Origin of the sequence: Saccharospirillum salsuginis, assembly GCF_014651855.1 — a bacterium.
Classification (GTDB): Bacteria; Pseudomonadota; Gammaproteobacteria; order Pseudomonadales; family Natronospirillaceae; genus Saccharospirillum; species Saccharospirillum salsuginis.
On the sequence record NZ_BMXR01000017.1, the window covers coordinates 39,226 to 64,709 of the forward strand.

Genomic DNA, 25,484 nt, shown 5'->3' on the forward strand with positions numbered 1-25,484 from the left:
GTTCAAAAGGCTTGATGTCTATCCGTTACTTAACCCAAACACCCGCTGCTTGACCCATCCCCCGAACTGCTGCCGACGCCGATTCGCCGACTCGACGTAGGTCAGGGTCGCGGGGATCACCACCAGCACCAGCAGGGTCCCGTACGACAACCCGAATGCCAGCGACGTCGCCATGCTCTGTACCAACTGCGCCTGAACTGAATCCGACAGCAGGATCGGGATCAGGCCGGCCACTGTAGTGATGGACGTCAGCATGACCGCGCGGAAGCGTTGGCAACTCGCTTCGATGATGGCCAGTCGGCTATTCAGGTCCGGTTGTTCGGTGCGGATTTCCTGGTAACGATTGATCAGGATGATGGCGTCGTTGATGATGATGCCGCCTAGACCAAACAGGCCGAAGAAGGACAGGAACGTCAGTTCGAAACCGAGCAGCCAGTGGCCGAAAATCGCGCCGGTCATGCCGAGTGGAATGGCGATCATCACCGCCAGTGGCCAGCTGTAACTGCCGAACATCCACGCCAGGATGAAGTAAATCATCGCCAGGGCGCCGATGGCGGCGAGAATCAGGTTTTGCTGCATTTCCTTGATGTCCTCGGCGCTGCCCTGAATTTCGGCGGTCAGGCCGTATCGATCCAGAATCGGTTGCAATTCACCGGTCCGGATGTCTTCGGCGATCTCGCTCAGGTTGGCGTCTTCGCCGAGTACGTCGGCTTTCACTTCCAGACCCAGTTGACCGTTCTGGTGGAAGAGGGTGCCCAGCCCCCGTTCGCTGCGGAACTCGGCCACATCGGCCAGACGCACGTAGCGACCGTCCGCGGTGCGAATGGGCAGGTCGTAGAGCGCGCCGGCTGCATCCCGATCGGTCTCGGACAGTCGTACGGTGACCGGGATGTCCTGCCCGTCTTCGGTGAAAGTCTGCGCTTCAACACCCATGAACGCCTGGCGAATCTGTCGGGCGAGCTCGGGTTCGGTGAGCCCCAATCCCTGACCCATGGCGTTGATTTCAAACAGACGTTTTTCCTCGCCCCAAGGGAGGGTGTCGCGCACATTGGCCAGCCCCGAATAGTCTTCCAGCCGGGCTTTCAGTTCCTCGGCGCCGCGTTTCAGGGTGGTCAGGTCACGCCCGGCGAGGAAAAAGCTCAGGGTTTCCCGACCACTGCCGTCTTCATTGCTGCCGGTAGAAAGGTAGGACACTTCCGGTCCGGTCTCGATCCGCTCGCCCCAGGCTTTCAGGAAATCTCCGTTGGAAACGGGACGGTTGTCCCGGTCGACCAGTTTGGCCTGAACCTGGGTGAATCCTTCGTCGGCGCTGTAAATCTCGTACACTTGCTCGACAATGGGTCGGCCTTTACCCAATTCGGCTTCGGTGTCTCGCATGGCGGTTTGCATGCGACTCGTGTAGTCGTCGATGGTGCTTTCGTCCGTACCGTCGTAAAACTCGACATAGGCCGTCACCATATTGTCTTCGATGTTGTTCATGTCGGTGACCGGAACAATACCGGAGAATGGCAAACCGTAGGCAATGGCACAGAGACCGAACGCAACACTGAGTGTGATGGCACGGTTGTGCAGCGCAAAGGAAACGAACGGCCGATAAATGCGCTCACGCACGCGCATCACGGTGTTGTCCATGGTGACACGGAAGCGACTGCGTTTGGGTGCGCGACCGCGAAAGCCGTGGTTCAGGTGGCCGGGCAGAATCAGGAAACACTCGACCAGCGAGGCGATGATCACACTGATCACCACTACCGGTATCGGTCGCAGGATTTCCCCGAATACACCGGGCACCAGTAACAACGGAAAAAACGCGGCGATGGTGGTCAGCGAACTGGCCATCACCGGACCGAACATGCGCCGTGCGGCGATCAGGGTGGCGTCCGCCGGGGTATGGCCTTTCTCCATCTGGGTGACGGTTTCCTCGCCGACCACGATGGCGTCATCGACGATGATGCCCAACGCCATCAGGAAGGCGAACACGGCCAGGAAGTTGATCGAGCCGCCGGAACCGTACAGCAGGATCAGGGTGCCGAGTACCGAAACCGGGATGCCCATGGCCGTCCACCAGGCGACGTGCCGGTTCAGGAACAGGAAGAGAATGGCGACGACCAGCACCAGCCCCATCAGACTGTTTTGCAGCAGCATGTCGAGGTTACCGCGCACGAATTCCGACAGGTCCCACCAGACGCGAATCTCGGCGCCCCGGGGCAGCTCGGGTCGCACCTCGTCCAGCCAGTTGTAGATCAGGTCGCTGGTTTCCAGGCTGTCGACGTTTTCCGAGCGGAAGATCAGCAGACGGGCAACGGACTGGCCCTCGAGCACATAGTGCCGGGCGCCCGGGGCGACCTGACGTTCCACCGTCGCCAGCGTGGACAGCGGCTGTCCGTTGGCCATGGGTAATTCGGCCAGACGGTGGACCGATTCGGTGCGACGCTCGCTGACCACAGAAGCACGACTGAAATCCTCGCCGACCTGGCCGGCGCTGTCGTCCCGGTTGGCGGCGCGAATCTGGCTGGCGATGTCGCCCAGGGACGAGCCGCTGGCCAACAAACGGTCCAGCGGTACATCGACGGCGATCTCGTGGTCCGGAAAGCCGCGTACATCCACCCGGGCGACGCCGCGACTGAGCAAGTCGTTCTTGAACTGCTGCACCAGCGGGCGCAATTCTTCCAGCGGACCGGCGGAACTGACCAGCAGTGAGAACACCGCTTCCGGTTCTTCTTCCTGCTGGAAAGTGGGTGTCTCAGCGCCCTCGGGGAGGTCGCCGAAACCGTTCACCAGACTCGTCATATCGGACAGGGCCGCGTCCATGTCCGCATCCAGGCTGTAGCGTGCGACGATCTCGCTGTGCCCCTGGTTAGACCAGGACCAGACTTCCTCGACGTCGTCCAACTGACGGATCGATTGTTCCAGCGGAGTGGTCAGGTACGCTTCCACGGTCTGGGCGTTGGCCTCGGGCCAGGCTGTGGTCACCTGGATGGCGGGAATGCTGTAGTCGGGCATCAACTGGGTCGGCAGCCGGTTCAACGCCACCAGACCGAACAGGATGACGACGATCATCACCAGGTTGGCGGCGACGCGATGCTGGCTGAAATACGCCAGGATGCCGCGGTCGTCGAAATCTCTCATGATTCGGTCTCCGCGGGAGCCTCATCCGTCGCCAGCTCCGGGTCCGGATCGACGCCGGGTTCATAGACCCGCATGCCGGTCACCGGATTATTCAGGCGGGTGGTCATCACGCGCAGTTCGCCGGACAGGTCCGGCCCGCGGACGATCAACCAGCGCTGGTCCCCGTCCTGATTCACGCCCAGCACCTCGATGGACAACGCCTTGAGACGACCTTCCCCGGTCACCCCATAGAGCCAGTTGTCCTGAAATACGGCCGACTCCGGCACCCGGTAGCTGTACACCGCCGGCTGTTGAACCGTCAGACGCGCATAGCCACCCGGCAGCCAACCTTCGCCATCGACCAGATCGAACCAGGCCGTCACCCCGCTCTGACTCGTCCCCAGGCTGGCTTCGGCCCGATCGAAACGCAGTTCAGTCGTGCGACCATTCTGGCTCGCGTGTGCCCCCAGGTCGGACTCGTTGCCGGCCAGAAAGTGCGGTAGCTGCACTTTCATTTGCATGGCCTGATCGGAATAGAGCGTCAGCAGTGACTGACCGGGCTGGGTGGTCTGGCCAAGCTGAACACCCAGGCGGGCGATGCGACCACTGAAAGGAGCGGTCACCTGCGTTTCCGCCTGACGACGTTCAGCCTGGGCCAGGCTCAGTTCCAGTTTCTGCAACGACGCTTCCAATTGCGCCAACTGCGCCGGCTGGTTTTCAACCTGGGTCTGATGCTGCAACACGCTCAACTGCTGTTGTTCCACCTGTTGTTGCAGATCATCGGCCTGCTGCTGCGGGCTAAGCCCCCGGTCGACCAAACGTTGCTGCTGTTGCAGCCGGTCCTTCAGGCGTTCCAGCTTGGCTTTTTCCACCGTCAACGCCTGCTCGTCCATCCGGTGTTGCTGGCGCTGGATCGTCAGCCGGGCCGACAACTCCTGCAAATCCGCCTCGACCTGACGCAGTTGCTGAGAGGTATCGAAATCGTCGAGTTCCACCAACACATCACCCTGGGCGACCCGTTGCCCTTCCTTGGCCGGTATCGCCAGAACCTCACTCGACAGCGGCGTCGTTAATTGCTGTTCGCGCCGGGCAACCACCTGGCCCACCAGCCGAATCTCGGGGCGGTAAAAGTCGCTTTCCGCCCGGACACTCTCGATTTCCCAGCGGGCTTCCTCCGCTTCCGCCTTCTCCGGTGCCGGTGTCTGATTCATCATCACGCCGACAGCCGTTCCCGCTGCCGCCAAAATGACCCCGCTGACCAGCAGGGTGGTCCAAGTCTTCATTGATCTGCCTCTCCTTGAAGCCGTAATGGGCCGATGTCTGATTAGCGCGCCAGTGTCCTCGACCGGACAACATCCGGCAAGTGTCGCCGGTCACTCTCCCGATCATGACTTTTGTCCAGCTTTAAGTCCGTGTTCGAAAAACCGGCCAACCCCGGCCTATACTGTGTGAAAAAGGAGACCTCTCATGAGCCGACTGTTGCCCATCATCGGGCTGGCCCTGTCGTTGATAGCCGCCTTCACCCTGGGACTGATCTGGCAACCCCAGCGCCCGACAACCCCCGACTTCACTCAATACACCGCCGGCGATGAACGCAAAGCCCAATTCTTCGACTACCTGCTGCCGCTGGTGCGTGCCGAAAACCAGGCCATCCTCAGCAACCGCCGGGCGCTCAACGCCATCATCGAACGCGGCCATACCACCTGGACCGAACGCCCCTGGCTGAAACAACTCGCCCAGCGCTACGAACTCACTGACTTCGACCCCACCGACCCGCAACACCGCCAAACCCTTCTGCACTTGGTCGACGTCGTCCCACCCTCCATGGCCCTCGCCCAGGCCGCCAACGAAAGCGCCTGGGGCACCTCCCGCTTCGCCCGCCTGGGCAACAACTACTTCGGTCAGTGGTGCTACCAAAAAGGCTGCGGACTCGTTCCCAACGCCCGCAATGAAGGCGCCACCCACGAAGTCGCCGCCTTCGACAGCCCAAGAGAGTCCGTGCGCCGGTACATGAACAACATCAACACCCACAACGCCTACCAAAGCCTGCGCCAGCGTCGTGCCGCGTTGCGTAAGGAAGGGCAGGAGATTACCGGGCTGGCGTTGATACCTTCGTTGACGCGTTACTCGGAACGGGGGCAGGCCTATGTGGATGAATTGCGGCACATGATTCGCGGGAACGATTTGGATCGGTTGGATTGATCTGGTGAGTCGTCCGGATGTTCTAGGAGAAGCGGTCTTTTAGGTTGGATCGGCCGGCGATCCGGTAGCCGAAGGTGTAATCTAACATAACCATGCCAAGGTTCTTATGGTGCCAAGAGTCGAGTGTTGGATTACGCCTTCGGCTAATCCAACCTACTATCTTGAGTCGTGTGTCGTGACCAACCAATGGTGGGCGGTGCCCACCCTACAATGTAAGTCAGAGAGCTCGCGATTGGCACAGTGGACTAGTGGAGGGTGCCCGGTCGGCCCTTTCGGGGATGTCTGAGGCATGGACTGGAGCGCCAGCCCGGACCGAAGCCAAGCCTACATGGATGTATTCACGGCGACCCCGAATGGGTTGACCGGGCAGCCTCCAAGGGTTCAACCACAGAACCAGTACAACCACAGCCACCATAACGAGCCACAGCCACCCAATCCTCGTGATATGATGGCGAACACACCCCGCCACCCGCATGGAAACAGCAGAAGATGATTGAAGCCCCCCACATCGACACCCTCAGCCGCATCCTCCCGGAAGAGCCCCTGTTGATGATGGGTGCCGGACCGGTACCCATCCCAGGTCCGGTCGCCGCCGCCAACGGCATCGTCATCAACCACCTCGGCGGCACCATGGCCCGCATCATCGACCAGGTCAAAGCCATGGCCCGCTATATCTTCCAGACCGAATCCCCCTGGCTCATGGGCGTCGCCGGCCCCGGCTCCGCCGCCATGGAAATGGCCGTCACCAACCTCATCTGGCAAGACACCAAAACCCTGTGCGTCTGCAACGGCTTCTTCAGCCACCGTCTCGCCGAAATGGCCCGTCGCGCCGGTGGCCAGATCGAGGAACTGCACGTCCCCGACGGTCACAGCGCCGACCCGGACAAGATCAAAACCCTGCTGGAAACCTTCCGTCCCGAAGTCATGACCATCGTCCAGGGCGAAACCTCCAACACCACCCACAACACCGAACTGCCCGAAATCGCCCGGCTGGCGCATGAATACAACTGCCAGATCATCGTCGACGCCGTCTGCACCCTCAGCACCATGCCTCTGAACATGGATGACTGGGGCATCGACGCCGTCATCACCGGAGGCCAGAAAGGCTTGAGCTCCATTCCCGGCGTCTCCCTGGTCGCCTTTTCCGAACGCGCCTGGGAGCGTATCTCGCAGCGGCCGGTGCCGATGCCGCACTGGACCCTCGACGCCACCCTCGCGACCAACTTCTGGCACCGCGCCTCCTATCACTACACCGCACCCGTCTCCGGCCTGCTCGCCCTGCATGAAGCCATGCGCCTGGTCTGCGAAGAAACCCTGGCCCGCCGCTTTGACCGTCACCGTGTCAGCAGCCGGGCCCTGCAAGCGGGTATCGAAGCGCTGGGGCTCGACCTCTACGTCAAACCCGAGGCCCGCCTCAATTCCGTCGTCGGCATCGCCCTGCCGGAGACCGTCGCCTCCAAAAGCGTCTGCGCCCACATCTCCGACCGCTACCGCGTCGAGATCGCCGGCTCTTTCGGCCCGCCGATCGTGCGCATCGGGCAAATGGGCGAGCAATGCCGCGTCCACAACCTGTTTCGCACGCTGCACGCGCTCGGGTCCACCTTCAACGACCTTGGCCACAGGGTCGACGTGCCGTCCGGCATGGCGGAACTGGAAAACCAGCTACAAAAAAGCTCGCCGGAGTAAGAGGGCGGTATGCAGCATTGGTGGATCGCCGACGCCTTCCTGGCCCTGACCTGTTGGTGGGGCAGTCATCGCCTGTTGGCCACGCGTACCTCGGCCGCGACGCTGATCGCCATCACCCTGGCCCTGCTCGGCTTGGCGTCTACGATAGGGGCGATTAAATTCGGTTTGCAGATGCAGGCCGAACTGGACTCCCTGCATTACTACGCATCTCGCGCCTTCGGCGTGGGCGGGCTCTATCTGTTGTTCATGGGGTTGCTGGACTGGACGGGCTGGTTGCGGCTGCACAAGGGCCTGTGGCTGGCCCACCTCGGGGACGCCTGTCTGGTGTTCGCGCTGGCCTGGTGGCTGGAACAATTGCCGAATTTCCAATTGGTCATCGGGTTGTGCGCCACCGTTCTGTGCCTCGTCGTCGCTGTGTTTTTATGGCGCGGCGGTCGTGTGGTGCATGGCAAGTGGCTGGCGTTTGCGGCCCTGGTGTTCGTGATCAATGGCCTGGTGATCGGCGGTGGACCGGCGCCGCTGTTCGGGCTGCCGATCCGCATGGATGTCTTCCATCTGCTGTTGGCGCTGTGGGTGTTTTGCATCACCCAGGTGGTGCGTTACCCGGTCGATGCCCCCGCGCAATGAGCCTCAGGCCCGGGCGCTGAACAGGGCGGCACAGCCGACCCGCTCGATGGTTACATCCGTAAACCGCTGGTTCAGCGCCGACTCCAGGCCGGCCAGCGTGTCCTCGGTGTTCGAAAAAATCCCCTTCTTGTTGTAGAACGCCATCAAGCGCTTGGCCAGACCGCTGCGCGGCACATCGCCCTGAAGCAGGGTCGAGCCGAAAACGGTGGCACCGTCGGTCATCACCGGTTTCAGGTGGTCGAACATCACCGCCTTGGTTTCGATCGACCCCGGTACACAGTGCAACAGGTAGTTGACCCCGATGGAGTCGAACGGTTCGATCTCCTGAAACAGCGGTTCCAGGACGTTGTGTGCGTAGACTTCGGGCCGGTAGCGGATGATGCGGGCGGAGGCATAGGCGAGGGTGTCGGAGTTGAGGTCCATCAGGCCGATGCGGGGATTGTCACTCGGAAAATCGCATTTGTCGGGGAAGTAGCCGGTCCCGATGCCAATGTCGAGGTGGTTGGCGGTGACGTGTCGGTTATAGTGGTCGATCAGGCGTGGGGTGGGGCATTTCCAGATCCAGGGGTTGGAAACCGTCAGGACGATGAAATCGTACAGGTTGAGGGTTCGTTTGGTGTAGACGGCCTGACCGGCCTTGACCTGATCTTGAGTGACGTTCATTGAGGTTCCTTGTCGGGTTCAGAGGTTTGTTTATAAGGTGCCGGGAATCCGTAACCGCTGCCAGGGTGACTCATTCGGGGCCGCCGTGAACCCGTCCATGGGGGCTTAACTTCGGCATCCATGCCTCAGATATCCCCGAATGAGTCACCCTGGCATCGGTCACTCAGTTGTTGTACCAGCCGTAAATCCCCTTGCTACTACTACCAAAGGGGTGGGCAAAGGTCTATGTTTGGGTGTTCAACACAGGTGTAAAAGGTGAGGTTGGAATGCTGATTGCCCGCTGCTGTATGGGGGTTCTGGCTGTGTTGCTGGCCGGTGGTGCGCTGGCCGAGGCCTGCTTTGACCGCGAGACGGAGTCGCATCATTTCGTGGTGGACAGTCATTTGCACTTTCAGCCGTTCAGCGGTCGGTCGCTGGATCATCTGAAACTGGTCGATTACATGCGCGATGCCGGTGTGCGATTTGCGAATGTCTACGGCATCGGACAGACGCGGATCGAGGACTGGGCGTGCCTGCAGCATCGCGATTGCAGTGGCGAGCAGATCATCAAGCCGACGATGAAGAACGATTTCGTCAATGCGAAGAACGTGACGAACTATTTTCAGCGGGATGTGCGGCTGACCCTGTCGATGACGTTCCCGGATCTGCAGAATCCGGAAGGCATCCTGACACGAATGAACATTCTGGATGAAGACTTCCCCGGCTATTTCCAGTGGATAGGGGAGTCGAACGTGGTGAAACAGGCGTTGTTCAACATGGGGCATGAACCGGCGACGCTGGAGGACATCGAGAACTGGGCACCGTTCATGGCGGAGTTGCGTCGGCGCGATATGCCGTTGGCACTGCATTCGGATTTGGGCAACGACGATGAACCGACCAAATACCTGCATCTGATGGAGGCGGTGCTGGAGCGGTACCCGGACAACACCGTCGTCTGGATGCACCTGGGTATGTCACGCGAGCAGCGGGACATGAATCCTGAAGATCATGCGCGTATTCTGCGACGGCTGATGGAACGGCATCCCAATCTCTGGCTCGATATTTCCTGGACGGTACTCTACGACTATTACTTCAGCGACGATGATCGACGCCCGTACTATGTGGACGTGCTGAACAGCTATTCGAATCGTGTCTTGACCGGAACGGACATGGTGGCCAGTGAATTCAGCAGCGAACAACAGTACGAACGACTGGTGGAACTGAACAGCTACATCAATCGGTTTCTGGATGACCGGGCCTTTCGCAACATCGCCCTGGGGCAGAGTTATTTCGATTTGCTGTCGTTCGATGTCGAGGCGCCGGCGATCTGTGATTGAATGAATCCCTTCGTCGATTCGGTCTATACTGAGAGTCCCTGTCGATGTGAGCCCGGGAATCGCCCGGCGATGATGCCCGGTCATGAACGATCCTCTGCCAAACACCAAGTTTCTCGTACCCCGACAGCCGCGTACCGTGGTAAAGCGGGCGGCGTTGCTGGGCCGTCTGGATGATGGGCTGACCGGTCGGGTGACCTTGGTGTCGGCGCCACCGGGGTTCGGCAAGTCGACCCTGATAGCGGATTGGCTGGAGGATCGTGATCATACTCATGCCTGGTTGTCACTGGACGAGGGTGACAGTGACCCGCAACGGTTCATGCATTGTCTGATGTCTGCTCTGCGTGTCGAACTTCCCGGGTTGGGGGAATCGGTTTCCGGTGCCCTGGCCTCCCCGCAACCACCCGAGCCTCATGCGGTACTGACCGTTTTGTTGAATGAACTGGCCGCCATCCCGACGACGATCGTTCTGGTGCTGGATGACTATCACCGCATCCAGTCGGCGGCTGTGGATCGGGCTCTGGTTTTTTTAATCGAGCACATCCCGCCTCGGCTGCACCTGGTAATGCTCACGCGAGAGGATCCGGCACTTCCGCTGGCTCAATGGCGGGCCAAGGGCTGGCTCAATGAATTGCGGCAGACCGGGTTGCGATTTTCGTCGGAAGAGGCCACGTCGTTTCTCAATCACTCCATGCGGTTGGACCTCCCCGGACCGGTTGCGACCGCGCTGACGGAACGCACAGAAGGCTGGGTGGCCGGGTTGCAAATGGCGGCGGTGTCACTGCGTGGCGAGCGGACGCCGGAGCAATGGCTGGATGACTTCAGCGGCCGACATCGATTCATCATGGATTATCTGATCGAAGAAGTATTGAACGCCCAATCGGTCGAGTTGCAACGATTCCTCCTGTGCACCGCATTTCTGACTCGTTTGAATGGCCCCCTGTGCGATGCCGTGCTGGCGACCGAGCCGGGAACGAGCCAGGCCTGGCTCGAGTACATGGAACGTGCGAACCTTTTTCTGATTCCTCTCGATCAACAGCGGCAATGGTATCGCTACCATCACCTGTTCTCCGACCTGTTGCGTCAACAGGGGACATTGCGTTTTCAAGAGGATGCGATGGCCGCCCGGGCTCGGGCCATCCGCGCCAGCGAGTGGTTTGAAAGCCGGGATGACCGGCTGGAAGCGTTTCGCTATGCGGCAATGGCTCAGGACATCCCGCGCGCCCGACGCCTTGCGGAAGGCCGCGAATCACCCCTGTACATGCAAGGAAACGCCGGACCGGTACTGGATTGGCTGCGTACACTGCCGACACAAACACTGGATTCGTCCCCTGTCCTGTGGGTGCTGTACGCAACGGTGTTGTCCGTCACCGGACGCAATTCCGAACTTGATCCTGTGCTGGTTCGAGCCGAGGCGGCCGTTGGCCGGCACGACATCCGGGACGAACAAACGGACCTGACGGGTCGGCTGGCGGCATTGCATGCCATGCGGGCCGCACCCCGATATGAGGCGGATTCGGTGCTTGCACACAGTGAAACCGCTCTGGCCCGACTGGCCGACACTTCGGTCGCAATGCGCTCCCAGGCGACCTGGAGTCTGGGCTTCGCTCATCAGTTGATGGGTCGGGTCGAGCCGGCGGCCGCATGCTTCCAATCCGCGCTGACGCTGAGCGAACAATGCGGCAACGACTTTGTGCGCAACCTGGCCGGTACGGGTTTGGGATATTGTCGCGAGGCCGAGTTGCAGCTGTATCCCGCTGAAAGGCTGTACCGGTCCCTGGCGGAGGTGCCGCCCGCCCGTCGATTGCCGTCCGCCTGCGAGGCCTGCTTTGGACTGTCGCGCGTGTTGTACCAGTGGAACCAACTGACCGAAGCCGACGAATGGCTGGATGAAGGCATTCGTCTGGCCGGCTTTATCGAACAGATCGACAGCGTCTGGACCATGAAAGCCTTTCGGATACGTTTGGCTCTCGCCCGAGGCCATCACGACCAGGCGGCTGAACAACTGAGGGCCCTGAGTGAAGCGGTCAGGCGACAGGGCTATCCGGTCGATTGGCAACCATTGCGTGAAGCCGAAGCCTGGCTCGCATTGAGTCAGGGCGACATGCCGCGTGCAACAACGGTCACAGATCCCAATGCAGCGGCGCTCTGGTCGGCCCGACGTGACCTGGCCAATCAGGACTGGGATGGGGCCCTCCGCTGCCTGAACAGTCTGGCAGACGATGAGAACGGGTCGGACACGCTGCAATCGGCTCAAGTCGGCCTGCTCACATCGTTAGTCTGGCAGGGGATGGGATACACCGAGGACGCCCGAGGCCAACTGATCGATTGCCTGGCAAGAACCGAACCCGGTAGCCTGATCCGGCTCTACCTCGACGAAGGCCGCGATGTCCAGGCCGCGTTACTCGACCTGAAGCAGGCCGGCCACAGTTCGAGTTATCTGAATGCCTTGCTGGATGCCTTTGGCGGCTCTGGCACGGATGAAACACATTCGGGCCGGCCATCCGCACTGATCGAACCGCTGACCCGTCGTGAATTGGCGGTCCTCACGCTGATGGCCGACGGTCTCTCCAACCAGGAAATCGGCGACCGCCTGTTCCTCGCGCTCAGCACCGTCAAAGGCTACAACCGCGCCCTCTTCGACAAACTGCAGGTCCGCCGACGCACCGAAGCCGTCGCGCGGGCCCGTGAGTTGGGCGTACTCTAGAATTCTCGAAAACCCTACTTCGAACCCTACTTTGGTATCTGCCGCCTCAACCGGCCCCTCCTTACTCTTCCTCCGGCAACGCCCCGAAGCGCTGTGGCAACCGTTCAGCACAGCATAAACCCTGAAAATACCTCATCCGGAGAGGACAGCCATGCAACCCCAATCCAACCCCGCCTACTTCCATGCACGCCTGGCCGGTGTGCTCTACTTGATCATCATCGTCTGCGCCGGATTTGCCGAAGGCGGAGTCCGGGCCAGCCTGATCGTGCCGGGCGACGCCGCCTTGACCGCCGAACACATACTGGGGTCGGAGTTTCTGTATCGACTCGGGTTCTCGCTGGACCTGGTCGCTTTCCTGTGCGATCTCGGTGTCTCCATCCTGTTCTACGTCCTGCTCAAACCGGTCAACCGGACCCTGGCACTCACGGCAGCCATGCTTCGACTGCTGGCGCATCCCGCCATTGCCAGCGTTAACCTGATCAACCACTACGGCGCCTTACAGATCCTGACCAATGAGAGCCTGAACGCCGCGTTTTCAGCGGAGCAACTGCAATCCATCGCTTTGTTGTTCACTGAATTCCACACCACAGGATACCTGATCGCCGGCGCTTTCTTCGGCATGCATTGCCTCTTGCTGGGCTACTTGTTGGTTAAATCCGATCTGTTTCCGAGTCTGATTGGCGTGTTCATCGGTATCGCCGCCGTGGCCTATCTCCTGAACAGTTTCGGTAACTTCCTGATGCCGGAACACCGGACGTTCTTCGATGCCATCGTCGTCGTACCGGCTGTCATCGCCGAACTCTCGCTGGGTCTCTGGCTGCTGTTCAAGGGTGTCTATAACCGAAGATCGGTACAAGTAATGTCCGGCTGAACCGGTGTTGGCACCAGAAACATGGATCGAGCCGGCCGAAAGTGACGTTCGATCCATCCTGGTCCCGACTCCACCCAACCGGTGGAGGTCAAGCAGCCGAATATGTGAGTGAATGGGTCAATGCCCACGGACTACTGTGACAACAACAAACGGACATCCGCATCAATGAACATCGTCAAATCACGACCGGAGTTGCTGGTCGAACGCCTGAATCAGATCGCCGACTCACTTGCGAACACCGGCACCGCACTGGCTCTGCTGGGGTTGGGGTCGGCGGGTAAAGAACGGGACCGAATGGACGACTACTCCGATCTCGATTTTTTCGCCATCGTCGAACCCGGCCATAAATCCGACTATCTGGAAGACTTTTCCTGGTTGTCACGAGTATCGCCGGTCGCTTACTACTTCAAAAATACCGCCGATGGCTGCAAGTGGTTGTACGACGACGGCGTCTTCTGTGAATTCGCTGTCTTCGAACCTCAGGAACTGGAAACCATACCGTTTGCCGAAGGGCAGGTGGTCTGGGCAAGGGAAGGGTTCGATACCGAACATCTTCTGCCGCGCAGTCGGGAAGGGCGGTATCAACCGAACCCGGACCGGGACTGGCAACTCGGCGAAGCACTCACCAACCTCTATGTCGGGCTCGGTCGTTATTGTCGCGGCGAGCGGTTGTCAGCCTTCAAGTTTGTTCAGCATTTCGCGCTGGATCGGCTGGTCGATCTGATGCACCTGATGGAACACGACGACAGCCAATCCATGGACCCGTTCATGCCCGACCGCCGACTGGAAGCGCGCTTTATCCAGGCCAGAGAACGCATGGCACGTTTTTGTCAGGGATACGAACAGACGCCTTTATCGGCGCTGGCCCAGTTGGACTGGTTGGAGCAGAATTGCCAGGTCAGTCCGTTCATGGCTTATGAGATCCGGCGGCTGGCGAAAGCCGCCGTTCGACTGTAACGAGCGTCTGGCGTGGAAACGATCAGTCCCGAAAATTCTCATACTGCAACGGCAGTTCAATGTCGGATTTCTTCATCAGCGCGATGGCTTCCTGCAGGTCATCCCGCTTCTTGCCGTTGACCCGAACCTTGTCGCCCTGAATGGAGGCCTGAACCTTCAGCTTGGCATCCTTGATCATCTTGACGATCTTCTTCGCCGTCGGCTGGTCGATGCCTTGTTTGAACGTCATCGTGATTGAAAACGTCTTACCGCTGTGCACCGGTTCGTCGTCTTTGTCGGCACCCGCGGCGCTGATGCCTTGCTTGACGCAGGCCTTGCTGAACAGGTCCTCCAACTGGCGCACCTGAAAATCCGATTCCGTCTTCAGGGTGACTTCCAGGCCTTTCTGCTCGATGCTGGCTTCCACGCCGCGAAAATCGAAACGCGTGGACAATTCCCGGTTGGCGTTATCGACCGCGTGGCGCAGGGCGACTTCATCGATTTCCGAGACGATGTCAAAAGAGGGCATGATTCGGCTCCAAAGCAAGGGTTAACGGGGCGGCAGTATACCACGACACCGTCATTCGAACGCCAACCGCGCCAACTCGTTCTGGTTGCGCAGCGCATCGTCCCGGTTCGCGAACAACTGAATCGCCGCCGGCGTGATCAGCATCGCCTTATCGTCCATCAAGCCGATGTAGCCCGCCCGATGCTCCCGAACAAAGTGCCCGTCTTCGCGTACCAGAGCGTGATCGCCGGTCAGCTCCGCCAGGGTGATCAAGCCGTTCCCCAGCGGATCGTCCGGGCTGTCGGCATCCCGGTACAGCGCCATCGCCTCCTCCGTCAGCACCAGCACCGGGCCGCCGCGCAGCTGCAGGCGCTCCGCCGGGGTGCCGTTGGCCAAAGGCTCGGCCTGGATGGATTCTATGATGTCGGACGTGCCGTAGAACATTTGCATGGTGGTTTGACCCTCTTCAGCCCTCTCCCAACAGGAGAGGGGCTTAAATTCCGTGCAACATGATAGTCTAGGGGGCACATTCAAAACACCACCTGTCCATGGCCAAACTCCTTTTCCGCCTCAACGGCGTCACCGACGAAGAAGCCGATGACGTCCGGCAACTGCTCGACGACCACGACCTCGAGTACTACGAAACCAGCGCCGGCCGCTGGGGCTTCTCCGTCGCCGCCATCTGGCTGGTCGACAACGACGACTTTCCCGCCGCCCGCGATCTGCTGGACGATTACCAGGCCGAACGCCGGGAGCGGGTTCGCGGCGATTACGATCGTGCGCAAAAAGAAGGTCGGGCGGAAACCCTCTGGCAGCGCTGGCGGGAAGATCCGGTGACCCTGATTCTGGTGTTGGTCGGGTTGGGGGTGGTGATCGGGTTGTCTACGGTGCCGTTTTTTAAATTTATGGGGTGGGTTTGACTGTGTTGGATTACGCCGCTTCGCGGCTACCGAAGCGTCGGACCGATCCAACCTACGGTTGAAAGTGTGGCTGAGCTTGTAGGGTGGGCATTGCCCACCATTGTGGGTGATTTAGCCGTCCATTGAGACCGTTGTCGGTGGTTGGGACGGTGGCTCGTAATTCTTCCTTGGTGGGCGGTGCCCACCCTACGAGTCTACGGTTGAATTTGTGGCTGAGCAGACCAGGGAAGGGTGCCGGGGGCTCCCAGGCGGGGATGTCCGCAGCATGGATGCTGCGGTCAAGCCCCCATGGATGGGTTCATGGCGACCCCGACTGGGAGTCCCCGGCACCCTTCCCGGGTTCCCGGCACCCAAACATACCCAGCAATAACCAACCCAACCTATGTAAAGTAACCGTAGAGACGCCGAACAACCGGCCGCCAGGGTTTGACCCCAAACCCCACAGCCATAAAATCCCAACGACCCAGGCTGTGCAACTCAGGGAGACCCATGGACGCCACCCATCCCGTCATTCAACTGAAAGACGCTCTGCAACACCGCATACTCGGCCAGCCCGAACTGGTTGAATCCCTCTTGTTGGCGCTCCTCGCCGACGGCCATTTGCTCGTCGAAGGCGCCCCCGGTCTCGCCAAAACCACTGCCATCAAAGCCCTGGCCGCCGGCCTCCAGGGCGACTTCAGCCGCATCCAGTTCACACCCGACCTCATGCCGTCGGACGTCACCGGCTCCGACATCTACCGCGCCGATGAACACCGCTTCGAATTCCAGCCCGGGCCCATCTTCGCCAACCTCGTCCTCGCCGACGAAATCAACCGAGCCCCGGCCAAGGTCCAGTCCGCACTGCTCGAAGCCATGTCCGAACGTCAGGTCTCCGTGGGTGGCCACACCTACCCGCTGCGCCAACCCTTCCTGGTCATGGCCACCCAAAACCCGGTCGAGCACGAAGGCACCTACCCGCTGCCCGAAGCCCAACTCGACCGCTTCCTGATGAAGGTCAACATCGACTACCCCGACGTGCGTACCGAACGCCAGGTGCTCGAACTGGCGCGCCAGGAAGAAGCTCATCACCCGGTCGAACTGCCCCGGCTCGACCCGGACCAGATTCTGCAGGCGCGAGAAGCGCTGAACGACATCCACGTCGCCGAAGCCGTCAGCGACTACATCATCCACCTGGTCGACGCCACGCGCCGGCCCGAGCGCTACAGCGAGGCACTGACCGGTCTAATCGACTTCGGCGCCTCGCCGCGCGGCACCATCGCGCTCGACCGCTGTGCCCGGGCCCTGGCCTGGTTCGATGGCCAGAGCTATGTCACCCCCGAGCACGTCCAGCGCATCGCCCCGCGCGTGCTGGCGCACCGGCTGGTGCTCAGCCTCAGTGGCCAGGCTGCCGGCTGGACCGGTGCCAGCCTGGTGGACGCCCTGCTGGAGAGCGTGGCGGTCGGCTGATATGACACACCCGGCGGATCACTTCACCCTGAGCGGCACCGAGGTCGCCCTCGACGACTTGCTGGCGCTGCGCTACCTCGCCCAGGATCCGGATCGCATGCCGCACCGGAAAGCCCAGGGACAGCGTCTTGGCGAACAACGCTCGGCCTTTCGCGGCCAGGGCCGGGAATTTGCCGAGCTGCGCCGCTACCAGCCCGGCGACGACGTACGCCGCATCGACTGGCACGTCACCGCGCGCAAACAATACCCCTACGTCCAGGTCATGGAGGAAGACCGCCAGACGCCGCAACTGATCTGGCTCGACCTGAGTGAGAGTCTCTACTTCGGCAGCCGGCGCCTGTTCAAATCGGTGCTGGCCTGTCATTGGGCGGCTTTCATCGCTTGGCGACTGGTCGAGCGCAAGCTCCCGACCGTCGGCCTGGTCACCGGCGCCGGGAATCCATTGCCGTTGACACTGCGCCGTCCGGCCGACGTCGCGCAGTTCTGCCAGCAGTTGGTGACCGCTCACCAACAGCTGGCGCGGTCCTATCGCGAACGACTGCCCAAACCCGAGCCCGCGCGGCTCTGGCCGCACCTGCGGCAACACCCCACGGTCTGGATGGTGTCCGATCTGGACCACTGGCAACCGAGCGAACTGGACTCGGTGCTGCCACCGGGCCGCATTCAACAGCTGATGCTGCTGCAACCCGTCGATGCGCTGGAAAGCGACCTGCCCGACGCGGGCACACTCGACATCCAGTCCGGCGACCGACTGGCGCGGCTGAACACCGCATCGCCCCGGGTACGCGCGGCCCATCACCGTCGTTTTGAACAGCGTCAACAGGCCTGGCACGACTGGACGGCACAGCGTGGAGCCCGTTTCCTGCCGTCGCTCAGCCAGACATTCGATTGGTCGGAGGTCCGTCGATGGCCGTTGCACTTGTGACGACAGCGACCGCCAACCCGGCCCTGCAAGGCCTGATCGAGAGCCTGGCGCCGAACACCCCGCCCGCGCCGCCGTCACCCTGGCCGCCGGCCCCGATGGTCTGGATCGGGCTGGCGGTACTGGCCGTTCTGATCGCCCTGGCGGTCGCCCGGGTCTGGAAAACCCGCGAGCGACGCCGCTACCTGGGTGCCCTGCGCCGATTGCAACGGCAGAGTGACAGCGAACGCTTACTCAGGCTCCATCGCCTGTTGCGCAACGCCAGCGCGCATCAGGACCCGGCCCGCAAGAGCCTGTCGGACGCCGATTTCGCCCGCCTGGTGGCGGACAGCCTCAACCAATCCGAGCCGCCGGCCTGGGTGAACGCTCACTACCGGCCCGAACCCACGCCCGACGTCGACTGGCGTCAGGCCCGCCGACTGGTGCGGAGGTGGTGCGCATGAGTCTGGCCTGGCCCTGGATCTTTGTACTGTTGCCGCTGCCCTGGCTAATCTGGCGCTTTGCGCCCGGCACCAGCCGGCGAGACCCACTCGAACACCCCTATCTGGCCAGTTGGGTCCAGCGGGAAGGGCGTGCGCCGGCCTCCTCCGGCCGCCAACGCGGCGTCTGGCTCTGGCTGGTCTGGGCCCTGCTGCTGGTGGCGCTGGCGCGGCCACAAACGGTCGGCGAGCCGATCATGCCGGAACAGCCCGGTCGCAGCCTGATGCTGGTGGTCGATATGTCGCGTTCCATGCTGGAAGAGGACATGACCTGGCAGGGCCGCTACATCACCCGGTACCAGGCGGTGCAAAACGTCGTCGGGGATTTCGTGCGCCAGCGACAGGGCGACGCCCTCGGTCTGGTGGTGTTCGGTGATTTCGCCGACATTCAGGCGCCGCTGACGCCGGACATCGAGGCCGTGCGCGAACTGCTGCTCGACCTGATACCGGGCATGGCCGGCAACGGCACCGCCATCGGCGACGGCCTGGGCCTGGCGGTCAAACGGTTGCGCGATGTCTCGGTACCGGACAAGGTCATCGTCCTGCTCTCGGACGGTGAAAACAACGCCGGCCGGCTCACCCCGGCAGAGGCGGCCAAGGCCGCGGCCGCCAGCGATATCCGCGTCCACGCCATCGGGTTTGGCGGCGAACCGCGCATCGGCCTGTTCGGCACGCGCAGCGGCGATGGCGTGGACGAGCGCGCCCTGCGGAACCTGGCCGAGCAGACCGGCGGCCAGTATTTCCGGGCCCGCAGCACGGACGAACTGGAAGCCGTTTACGAGCGGATCGACGAACTCGAACCCAGCGCCCTGGACGGGCCGGAACACCGTCTGGCGCGGGAATGGTTCTGGGTGCCCACGGCTCTGGCGCTCGGGTTGCTGGCGCTGGGCCGCCTCTGGCCGGGCCGGGAGGTTGCGGCATGATCTGGACCCGTCCCTGGCTGTTACTGCTGTTGGTGCCCTGGTTGTTGTTTATGGCCTGGCAATGGCGCCGGGCCCGATCGGCCGGCCGCTGGTCTCAGGTGATGGACCCGCAACTGCTGTCCGCCCTCGGGTATCGGGCCGGGCAACAGCGCCAGCCCGGGCTCAGCCTCGCCCTGGGTCTGGCCGGGGTTCTGCTGATCGTGGCGCTGGCCGGTCCGGCCCGGTCCCTGGCCGGAGGCACGGCACTCAGTCAGGGCAGCCTGGTGGTCGTGCTCGACAACAGTCTGTCGATGGCGGTGGAAGACCTGTCGCCTTCGCGTCTGGTCCGGGCACGACGTACCGCGCTCGACTGGGCCGGCTCCAGTTTGTTTCAGCGCACCGCCGTCATCGCCTATTCCGGCACCGCCCACTGGCTGACACCGTTCACGCGCGACGTCGAGACCCTGCAACTGCAACTGAACCAGCTCGACCCCTACCTGATGCCGCAATACGGTAACCGGCCCGATCGGGCATTCGCCCGGGTGCGCGAGAAGCTTGCTGAATGGCCGGAGCAGCGCGTACATCTGTTGTGGCTGACGGACGATGCCAGTCCGGAACGCCTCGGCGACATCCAGACCAACCTGACCCAGAACGGCCAGGTCTGGATCATGCCGTTCGGCACCGAGGCCGGCGGGCCGATACCGCTGCCGAACAACCAGGGCTTCCTGAACGACGGCAGTCAGATGGTCGTGCCCCGGCTCGAGCGCGCCGAGTTCAGTCAGGCCGCCGAACAACTGGGCGCGCGTGTGCTGGCGCCGGGGCAGCAACCCCAGGCCGCCTGGCTGGGAACCGCCGGGCGCGAGGCCAGCGAAGAGCGTGCCGTGCGCGAATTCGGCTATTGGTTGCTGATCCCGGCATTGATGCTGTTGCTGCCCTGGTACCGGCGTGGTCTGGTTTATGCGCTACCGGCGATGGTATTGCTGCAACCCCCGGCGGCCGAAGCGGCGCAATGGACCGATTGGTTGTTGAAGAACCGGGAGCAACGGGCCTGGCAGGCCTTGAACGAAGGCGAGCACGAACAAGCCGAAGCCCTGAGCCGGCGCCCGGCGATCGACGCGTCCGCCGCCTTCCGGCAGGGCGACTACGACGAGGCGATCGATCATTGGGCCGAACTCGATACCCCGGCCGCGCATTTCAACCGGGGCAACGCCCTGGTGCGTCAGGGCGAACTGGAACCCGCGCTCGAAGCCTACCAGCGAGCCATCGACCTGGGGCACGAAGCGGCGCGGGAGAACCATCGCAAGGTGAAAGACTTTCTGGAGCGTCAGCAACAGGGGTCCGGGAATCAGCAAAATTCGGAGCAGCAGCCGTCCGACTCCGACAGCGAGGGTCAGTCCGGCCAGGACAACCCGCAATCCGGTGATGAATCGAACCAACCTTCGCAATCCGAATCCGAATCGAACCAGCCCGAAAGTTCGCCGTCGGACAGCGACCCCCGGTCGAGCAACGAATCACAATCGCAACAGGCCGACGACGCCCAACAGGCCGAGGAACCCGGCGATGGCGAGCCGCAACCGGGCCAGCAACAGGCCGACTCCGCCGAGCGTCTGCGTCAACAGGCGGTCGAGCAGTTGCTGAATCAGGTGCCCAGTGCGCCGGAGAGCATCCTGCGGCACAAATTCCAATATCAGTATGAAAAAGACCCTGAACGACAGGGCTCGAACGAACAGGAAACCCCGACATGGTAAGGCGATGGCTGCTCATTCTGGCGATGCTCGCCCTGGCCCCGCTGGGCCGGGCGGACGTGACCGCCAGCGTGGATCGAACCACTCTCTACAGCGATGAAAACCTGTTGTTGACCATCCGTGCCGATTATCCGGAGGCCGAAGAGCCGCTGGACCTGACTGCGCTCAGCACCCTGTTCGAGATCGAGCAGCAGACCCAGTCGACCCAGAGCCGCTACAGCACCAGTGCCGGTCGGGAGCGCTGGCGCGAGTGGCGGTTGTGGCTGCGGCCCAAGCAGACCGGCACCCTGGCTATACCCAACTTCAAGCTCGGTGACGAGCGCACCGAACCGATTTTTGTGCAGGTGCGCGACGCCGCCAACCGCCAGGACGGTCTGCCGGAAGACGCCGTGATACTGGAAGCCGAATTGAGCGACGAGAGCCCCTATGTCGGCCAGCCTGTCATCCTGACCATCCGCCTGAAATACCAGGTCCGCCTGCAGGGCACGTTTGACTCGCTGGAACTGGACGCCTTCGAGGCCGAGCAACTGGACGAATCCAGTTCGGTGGTTCGCGAAAATGGGCAGCAATACAACCAGTATCGGCTGGTCTATCGGCTCACTTCGGAACAGGCCGGCGTGGTGTCGATCCCCGAGATCCGTTTCAGCGGCCAGTACCAGTCCGGCCAGTTCAATTCGGCCCGACGCATCACCCGGACCCATCGCGGTCTCGACCTTCAGGTTCGGCCCATTCCGGACAACTACCCCGGTGACGCCTTCTGGTTGCCCGCCGAATCGGTCAGCCTGCACGACAACCTGTCCTCGACCCTGGAACTGACCGCCAACGAACACCTGAACTGGGTGGTCACCACCCGCGTCAACGGCCTGCCCGCCACCCGCCTGCCGAACCCGATCGCCGATCTGGACGGGGACGACTTCCGGCTGTACCGCAACGAGCCGGAATTCGAAGAGGGCGACCCGCTGGGCCGTCGCCGCGACATGGCGGCTCTGGTGTTCACCGAACCCGGCACCTACACCCTGCCGGCGGTTCGGGTGCCCTGGTGGAACCTGCGTACGGACCAACTGGCCTGGGCCGAAATACCGGCGCGGACCGTGACGGTAATCGCCGGCGCACAAACGACGATAACCCCGACTCTGTCCGAACCGGCCGGCACAACGGCCACCGAACCCGCGCCGGCTTCGGCCGGTGTCTGGCCCTGGGTCAGCCTGTCGCTCGGCATCGGCTGGGTCGCGACCGCGTTGGTGTGGATTGCCTCGCTGCGGCGCACTCCGACCCACCGTCCGGCACCGGTAACCCAATCGGAACCAACCCGACAGACCGACTGGGCCAACCTGAAATCCCTGGCCCGGACGGGGCAACCCTCGGCGTTTTACACCGCCCTGACCACGGCCCTGAACCGTCGGCACCATATCCATCTCGACCGGCTCAAGCCCGACCTCGACGAGCGGGCCCGACACTGCCTGGACCAGCTCGAAACCAGTCTCTACAGCGTCGAAGCGGGGGAACCACCGGAGACCGCAGACCTGGTCAACCTGGTCGATGCGCTGGAACGTGCGCTCAAGCGGGGGAACACAAAAACGGGGTCCGACCCGACCCGGCTTTACCCGGACTGACCACCGGTCACGCCGGTCTGTGACGGCCCTCAAAGCATGCGCGGCGCAATACGCTACACTGGTCCTGATCCCAACCGGGGTCTGACCCGTACCCTGAAGGAGAAGGGGCGTTTTCCCTTCGCAGCGATTGGAGTTGGTTGTTTGAGATCGGACACCTCGTATGGATTGCCCCGAGGGATGTCGTGAGCCGTCGCGCCATCGCCTTCCTCGTGTTATTCACCACCGTCGGTATCGCCTGTTTCGGCTGGCTGGCTCTGAGCCTGTACGAGGCCGAGACCGACGCCATCGACCGTGGCTTTCGCAGTCGGGTGAATCAACAGGTCACGCTGTTCGAGCGGGAAGTCCTGTTGCATCTGGAAATCCTGCATGCCCTGAAACCCGGCTTCGAAACCGCCCCGACCGTCGACTATGAGCAATTCGACCGGCTGACCCGAAATGTACTGAAGCGTTCACCGGCGTTACAGGCGCTGGCGTGGGCGCCACGCGTATCCAGAAGCGAGCTGGAACCCTTCCAGGCCCGACTCGCCGCAGAGCAACCCGGGTTTCAACTGACCGAACGAAACGGAGGAGGAGACATCAAACCCGTGGACCCGCGGGATTGGTACCTGCCCGTGGCCTACATTCAGCCGTTGGCCACCAACAGCGCGGCCGTCGGGTTCGATCTCGCCAGCGAGCAACGTCGACTCGCCGCTTCCATCGAAGCGCGGCGAACGGGAAAGCTGGTGGCGACCGCCGGTGTTCGTCTGGTTCAGGAACCCGCCAATCAACGCGGTTTTCTGGTGTTCATGCCGTTGTATCATGGTGAACCGAGTAACCTGACCGAACGCCTTCAGCAGCACTATGCCTACCTCAACGGGGTCTTTCGCGTCGGCGAACTGTTCCGCCAATCCATCGGCGTCACCGTCTCCAAAAATGTGCTGTTGCGAGTGCTGGACCGGACCGAAGGCGAGCCCGAAGAGTTATTTGCCAGTGCCGACCCGGGGCTTGAACGATGGAACCGGGAATTCACCTACGTCCAGCCCCTGGCCGACATCGCCGGTCGTGACTGGGTCATCGAGGCTATGCCGTCCAACCAGTATTTGCAGTTGCGGCGGGGCTCCTTACCCATTCTGGTGTTCCTGGCCGGTCTGGTATTGCTCGGCATGCTGAACGTCTACGTGGTGGTGACCCTGCGACACAACCGGGAATTGAACGCGACCAAGGATCAATTGGAACGCATCTCCCTGACCGACAGTTTGACCGGGCTCGCCAACCGCCGTCACTTCGACGAGTTCCTGGAGACCGAATGGAAACGCGCCCGACGTCAGGGCAATCGACTGTCGCTGATCATGATCGACATCGACCATTTCAAGCAATACAACGACGAATACGGCCACCCCGCCGGCGATCACTGCCTGGAACAAGTGGCGCAGGCGCTTGACAGCGTTGTGGGTCGATCCACCGACCTGGTGGCCCGTTACGGCGGCGAGGAGTTCGCCCTTGTGCTGCCGGACACGGACGACGCCACCGGCGTCGCCGAGGCCTGTCGCGAAGCCGTCGAGTCGCTGCGCATTCCACACGAGTATTCCCGCGTGGCCGACATCATCACCATCAGCGCCGGTGTCTATACCGTCGAACGACCCGAATCCGGGATGACCGCAGAAAGCATCACCGAAAAAGCCGACGAAGCTTTGTATCAGGCCAAGGAGCGCGGTCGAAATCAGGTGGTGACGGTGGCGAGAAGCTCCGGCTTCAAATCCGAAAAGCCTGTCAAAACGCAAGGAGGTTAATCGTGCTGAACATCATCCTGACCAACCTCGAAAACCGATTCGATGTGTTCAACGACATACTCGCTACGGTCGACGACAACGATTTTCACAAGAAGCTGGACGTCCCGAAAAACAAATCCATCGCCGAACATCTATGGTGCGTGATCGGAGCGCGACAGAGTTTTGCCCGCGCGATTCAGGCCGGCGAGTGGCAGGGTTTCGAATGCTCGCTGGATACCGAAGCCGGACCGGCCGCCTACAAAGCCGCGCTGGACAAGGCAACGGCGATATTCCATCGAACCGTAAGGGATTTGGACACTTGGTCGGACGACCGCGAAGCCCTGCTGGCGCAGTTGTACGAACACGAAGTGATGCACGAAGGCCAACTGATTCGGCAGGTGTATGGCCTGGGGTTGTCGATGCCTGCAACCAGTACTTGGGCTTGATGGCAGCGGGAAGTCCGGGCGTCAAACCTGGAAGCCTCTGACAACAGGAGTTTGGTACAGTCCGTTATATAACGTAGATACCCTGGCCGGGGTTTTCGGCATAATAACGCCGGGACCCTGACGAGAACCGTGTATGAAGATTGTGCTGGACAACCTGGAAGGACCGGAAGTCGCCGACTTGCTTCAGGATCACCTCGATCAGATGGCCATCCATTCCCCGCCCGAAAGCCGCCACGCGCTCGATCTGGACGGTTTGAAATCGCCGTCGGTCACCTTCTGGAGCGCCTGGGACGGGGACAACCTGATGGGCTGCGGCGCGTTGAAGGAACTGGACGCGCGGCACGGCGAACTGAAGTCGATGAAAACGGCCAACGCCTACCTCAAGCGCGGCGTGGCCAAGGCGCTGTTGCGGCACATCCTGGCGGAGGCCGAACGGCGCGGTTACCGGCGCGTCAGTCTGGAAACCGGCTCGATGGCGGCCTTTGACCCGGCCCGGCGGCTCTATGCGAACTTCGGTTTCACCGACTGCGACCCCTTCGCGGACTACGTCGAAGACCCGAACAGCGTCTTCATGACGTTGGAATTACCGGTCGCTAACATCATCTCCGACAGCGCCTGACCGGATTGTGTTTACAAACTGAAACC

At 61.9% G+C, this 25,484-nt stretch carries 22 protein-coding genes; 17 read left to right on the forward strand and 5 right to left on the reverse strand.

The genetic code is table 11. The features are described 5' to 3' along the window. Positions 1-18: 18 nt before the first annotated feature. Together IE111_RS22825 and IE111_RS22830 are read right to left on the reverse strand one after the other, a co-directional pair. The gene (locus IE111_RS22825; protein ID WP_189613275.1) at positions 19-3,126 is read right to left on the reverse strand and encodes an efflux RND transporter permease subunit; all 3,108 of its coding nucleotides are present in this window, start codon (positions 3,124-3,126) and stop codon (positions 19-21) included. Further along, positions 3,123-4,388 (reverse strand): efflux RND transporter periplasmic adaptor subunit, encoded by a 1,266-nt coding sequence (locus IE111_RS22830; protein ID WP_189613277.1) that lies wholly within the window; start codon positions 4,386-4,388, stop codon positions 3,123-3,125. The genes IE111_RS22825 and IE111_RS22830 overlap by 4 nt, the downstream gene beginning before the upstream one ends. A 184-nt stretch (positions 4,389-4,572) precedes the next feature. On the opposite strand from IE111_RS22830, the gene IE111_RS22835 reads away from it, so the two are divergent. The 3 genes from IE111_RS22835 (at position 4,573) to IE111_RS22845 (ending at position 7,620) form a co-directional block, all read left to right on the forward strand. Then, positions 4,573-5,307 (forward strand): glucosaminidase domain-containing protein, encoded by a 735-nt coding sequence (locus IE111_RS22835; RefSeq protein ID WP_189613279.1) that lies wholly within the window; start codon positions 4,573-4,575, stop codon positions 5,305-5,307. Positions 5,308-5,796: 489 nt separating this feature from the next. Further along, a complete protein-coding gene (locus tag IE111_RS22840) occupies positions 5,797-6,993 on the forward strand; it encodes a pyridoxal-phosphate-dependent aminotransferase family protein (RefSeq protein WP_189613281.1) in 1,197 nt (398 codons plus the stop codon). Between the two features lie 9 nt (positions 6,994-7,002). Next, a complete protein-coding gene (locus tag IE111_RS22845; protein WP_189613283.1) occupies positions 7,003-7,620 on the forward strand; it encodes a DUF6962 family protein in 618 nt (205 codons plus the stop codon). 3 nt (positions 7,621-7,623) lie between these two features. Here the strand turns inward: IE111_RS22845 and IE111_RS22850 are convergent, their stop codons facing one another. Beyond that, a complete protein-coding gene (locus IE111_RS22850) occupies positions 7,624-8,283 on the reverse strand; it encodes a class I SAM-dependent methyltransferase (RefSeq protein ID WP_189613285.1) in 660 nt (219 codons plus the stop codon). A 266-nt stretch (positions 8,284-8,549) separates the two neighbouring features. On the opposite strand from IE111_RS22850, the gene IE111_RS22855 reads away from it, so the two are divergent. From IE111_RS22855 to IE111_RS22870, 4 genes are all read left to right on the forward strand, one after another. Next, the gene (locus IE111_RS22855; RefSeq protein WP_189613287.1) at positions 8,550-9,599 is read left to right on the forward strand and encodes an amidohydrolase family protein; all 1,050 of its coding nucleotides are present in this window, start codon (positions 8,550-8,552) and stop codon (positions 9,597-9,599) included. Positions 9,600-9,681: 82 nt separating this feature from the next. Then, positions 9,682-12,303 (forward strand): winged helix-turn-helix domain-containing protein, encoded by a 2,622-nt coding sequence (locus IE111_RS22860; protein WP_189613289.1) that lies wholly within the window; start codon positions 9,682-9,684, stop codon positions 12,301-12,303. Positions 12,304-12,454: 151 nt separating this feature from the next. Further along, a complete protein-coding gene (locus IE111_RS22865) occupies positions 12,455-13,174 on the forward strand; it encodes a DUF4386 domain-containing protein (RefSeq protein ID WP_189613290.1) in 720 nt (239 codons plus the stop codon). 165 nt (positions 13,175-13,339) lie between these two features. Continuing rightward, positions 13,340-14,131 (forward strand): hypothetical protein, encoded by a 792-nt coding sequence (locus tag IE111_RS22870; protein ID WP_189613293.1) that lies wholly within the window; start codon positions 13,340-13,342, stop codon positions 14,129-14,131. Between the two features lie 22 nt (positions 14,132-14,153). On the opposite strand, the gene IE111_RS22875 is transcribed toward IE111_RS22870, so the two are convergent. Both IE111_RS22875 and IE111_RS22880 read right to left on the reverse strand, forming a co-directional pair. After that, positions 14,154-14,639 carry a YajQ family cyclic di-GMP-binding protein gene (locus IE111_RS22875; RefSeq protein ID WP_189613296.1) on the reverse strand — a complete coding sequence of 162 codons (486 nt, stop codon included), beginning with the start codon at positions 14,637-14,639 and terminating at the stop codon, positions 14,154-14,156. Between the two features lie 51 nt (positions 14,640-14,690). Beyond that, positions 14,691-15,068, reverse strand: coding sequence for a hypothetical protein (locus IE111_RS22880; RefSeq protein WP_189613298.1), 378 nt, complete (start codon positions 15,066-15,068; stop codon positions 14,691-14,693). 98 nt (positions 15,069-15,166) lie between these two features. Between IE111_RS22880 and IE111_RS22885 the strand changes: the two genes are divergently transcribed. The 10 genes from IE111_RS22885 (at position 15,167) to IE111_RS22930 (ending at position 25,458) form a co-directional block, all read left to right on the forward strand. Further along, the gene (locus IE111_RS22885) at positions 15,167-15,538 is read left to right on the forward strand and encodes a DUF6164 family protein (RefSeq protein WP_189613300.1); all 372 of its coding nucleotides are present in this window, start codon (positions 15,167-15,169) and stop codon (positions 15,536-15,538) included. Between the two features lie 489 nt (positions 15,539-16,027). Next, the gene (locus IE111_RS22890) at positions 16,028-16,984 is read left to right on the forward strand and encodes an AAA family ATPase (protein WP_189613301.1); all 957 of its coding nucleotides are present in this window, start codon (positions 16,028-16,030) and stop codon (positions 16,982-16,984) included. A gap of 1 nt (position 16,985) precedes the next feature. Then, positions 16,986-17,909 carry a DUF58 domain-containing protein gene (locus IE111_RS22895; RefSeq protein ID WP_189613303.1) on the forward strand — a complete coding sequence of 308 codons (924 nt, stop codon included), beginning with the start codon at positions 16,986-16,988 and terminating at the stop codon, positions 17,907-17,909. After that, positions 17,891-18,349 carry a DUF4381 family protein gene (locus tag IE111_RS22900; RefSeq protein WP_189613305.1) on the forward strand — a complete coding sequence of 153 codons (459 nt, stop codon included), beginning with the start codon at positions 17,891-17,893 and terminating at the stop codon, positions 18,347-18,349. The genes IE111_RS22895 and IE111_RS22900 overlap by 19 nt, the downstream gene beginning before the upstream one ends. Continuing rightward, on the forward strand, positions 18,346-19,308 hold the full coding sequence (locus tag IE111_RS22905) for a VWA domain-containing protein (protein WP_189613307.1): 963 nt from the start codon (positions 18,346-18,348) through the stop codon (positions 19,306-19,308). Before IE111_RS22900 ends, IE111_RS22905 begins: the two co-directional genes overlap by 4 nt. Then, complete coding sequence (locus IE111_RS22910; RefSeq protein ID WP_189613309.1) at positions 19,305-21,035, forward strand: VWA domain-containing protein; 1,731 nt, start codon at positions 19,305-19,307, stop codon at positions 21,033-21,035. The genes IE111_RS22905 and IE111_RS22910 overlap by 4 nt, the downstream gene beginning before the upstream one ends. Continuing rightward, positions 21,029-22,645 carry a BatD family protein gene (locus tag IE111_RS22915; protein ID WP_189613312.1) on the forward strand — a complete coding sequence of 539 codons (1,617 nt, stop codon included), beginning with the start codon at positions 21,029-21,031 and terminating at the stop codon, positions 22,643-22,645. Before IE111_RS22910 ends, IE111_RS22915 begins: the two co-directional genes overlap by 7 nt. 182 nt (positions 22,646-22,827) lie before the next feature. Next, positions 22,828-24,414, forward strand: a complete 1,587-nt coding sequence (locus tag IE111_RS22920; protein ID WP_189613314.1) for a CHASE domain-containing protein — start codon at positions 22,828-22,830, stop codon at positions 24,412-24,414. A 2-nt stretch (positions 24,415-24,416) separates the two neighbouring features. Then, positions 24,417-24,839, forward strand: a complete 423-nt coding sequence (locus IE111_RS22925) for a DinB family protein (protein ID WP_189613316.1) — start codon at positions 24,417-24,419, stop codon at positions 24,837-24,839. A 133-nt stretch (positions 24,840-24,972) separates the two neighbouring features. Continuing rightward, positions 24,973-25,458 carry a GNAT family N-acetyltransferase gene (locus tag IE111_RS22930; protein WP_189613318.1) on the forward strand — a complete coding sequence of 162 codons (486 nt, stop codon included), beginning with the start codon at positions 24,973-24,975 and terminating at the stop codon, positions 25,456-25,458. The last annotated feature ends 26 nt before the right edge of the window (positions 25,459-25,484 follow it).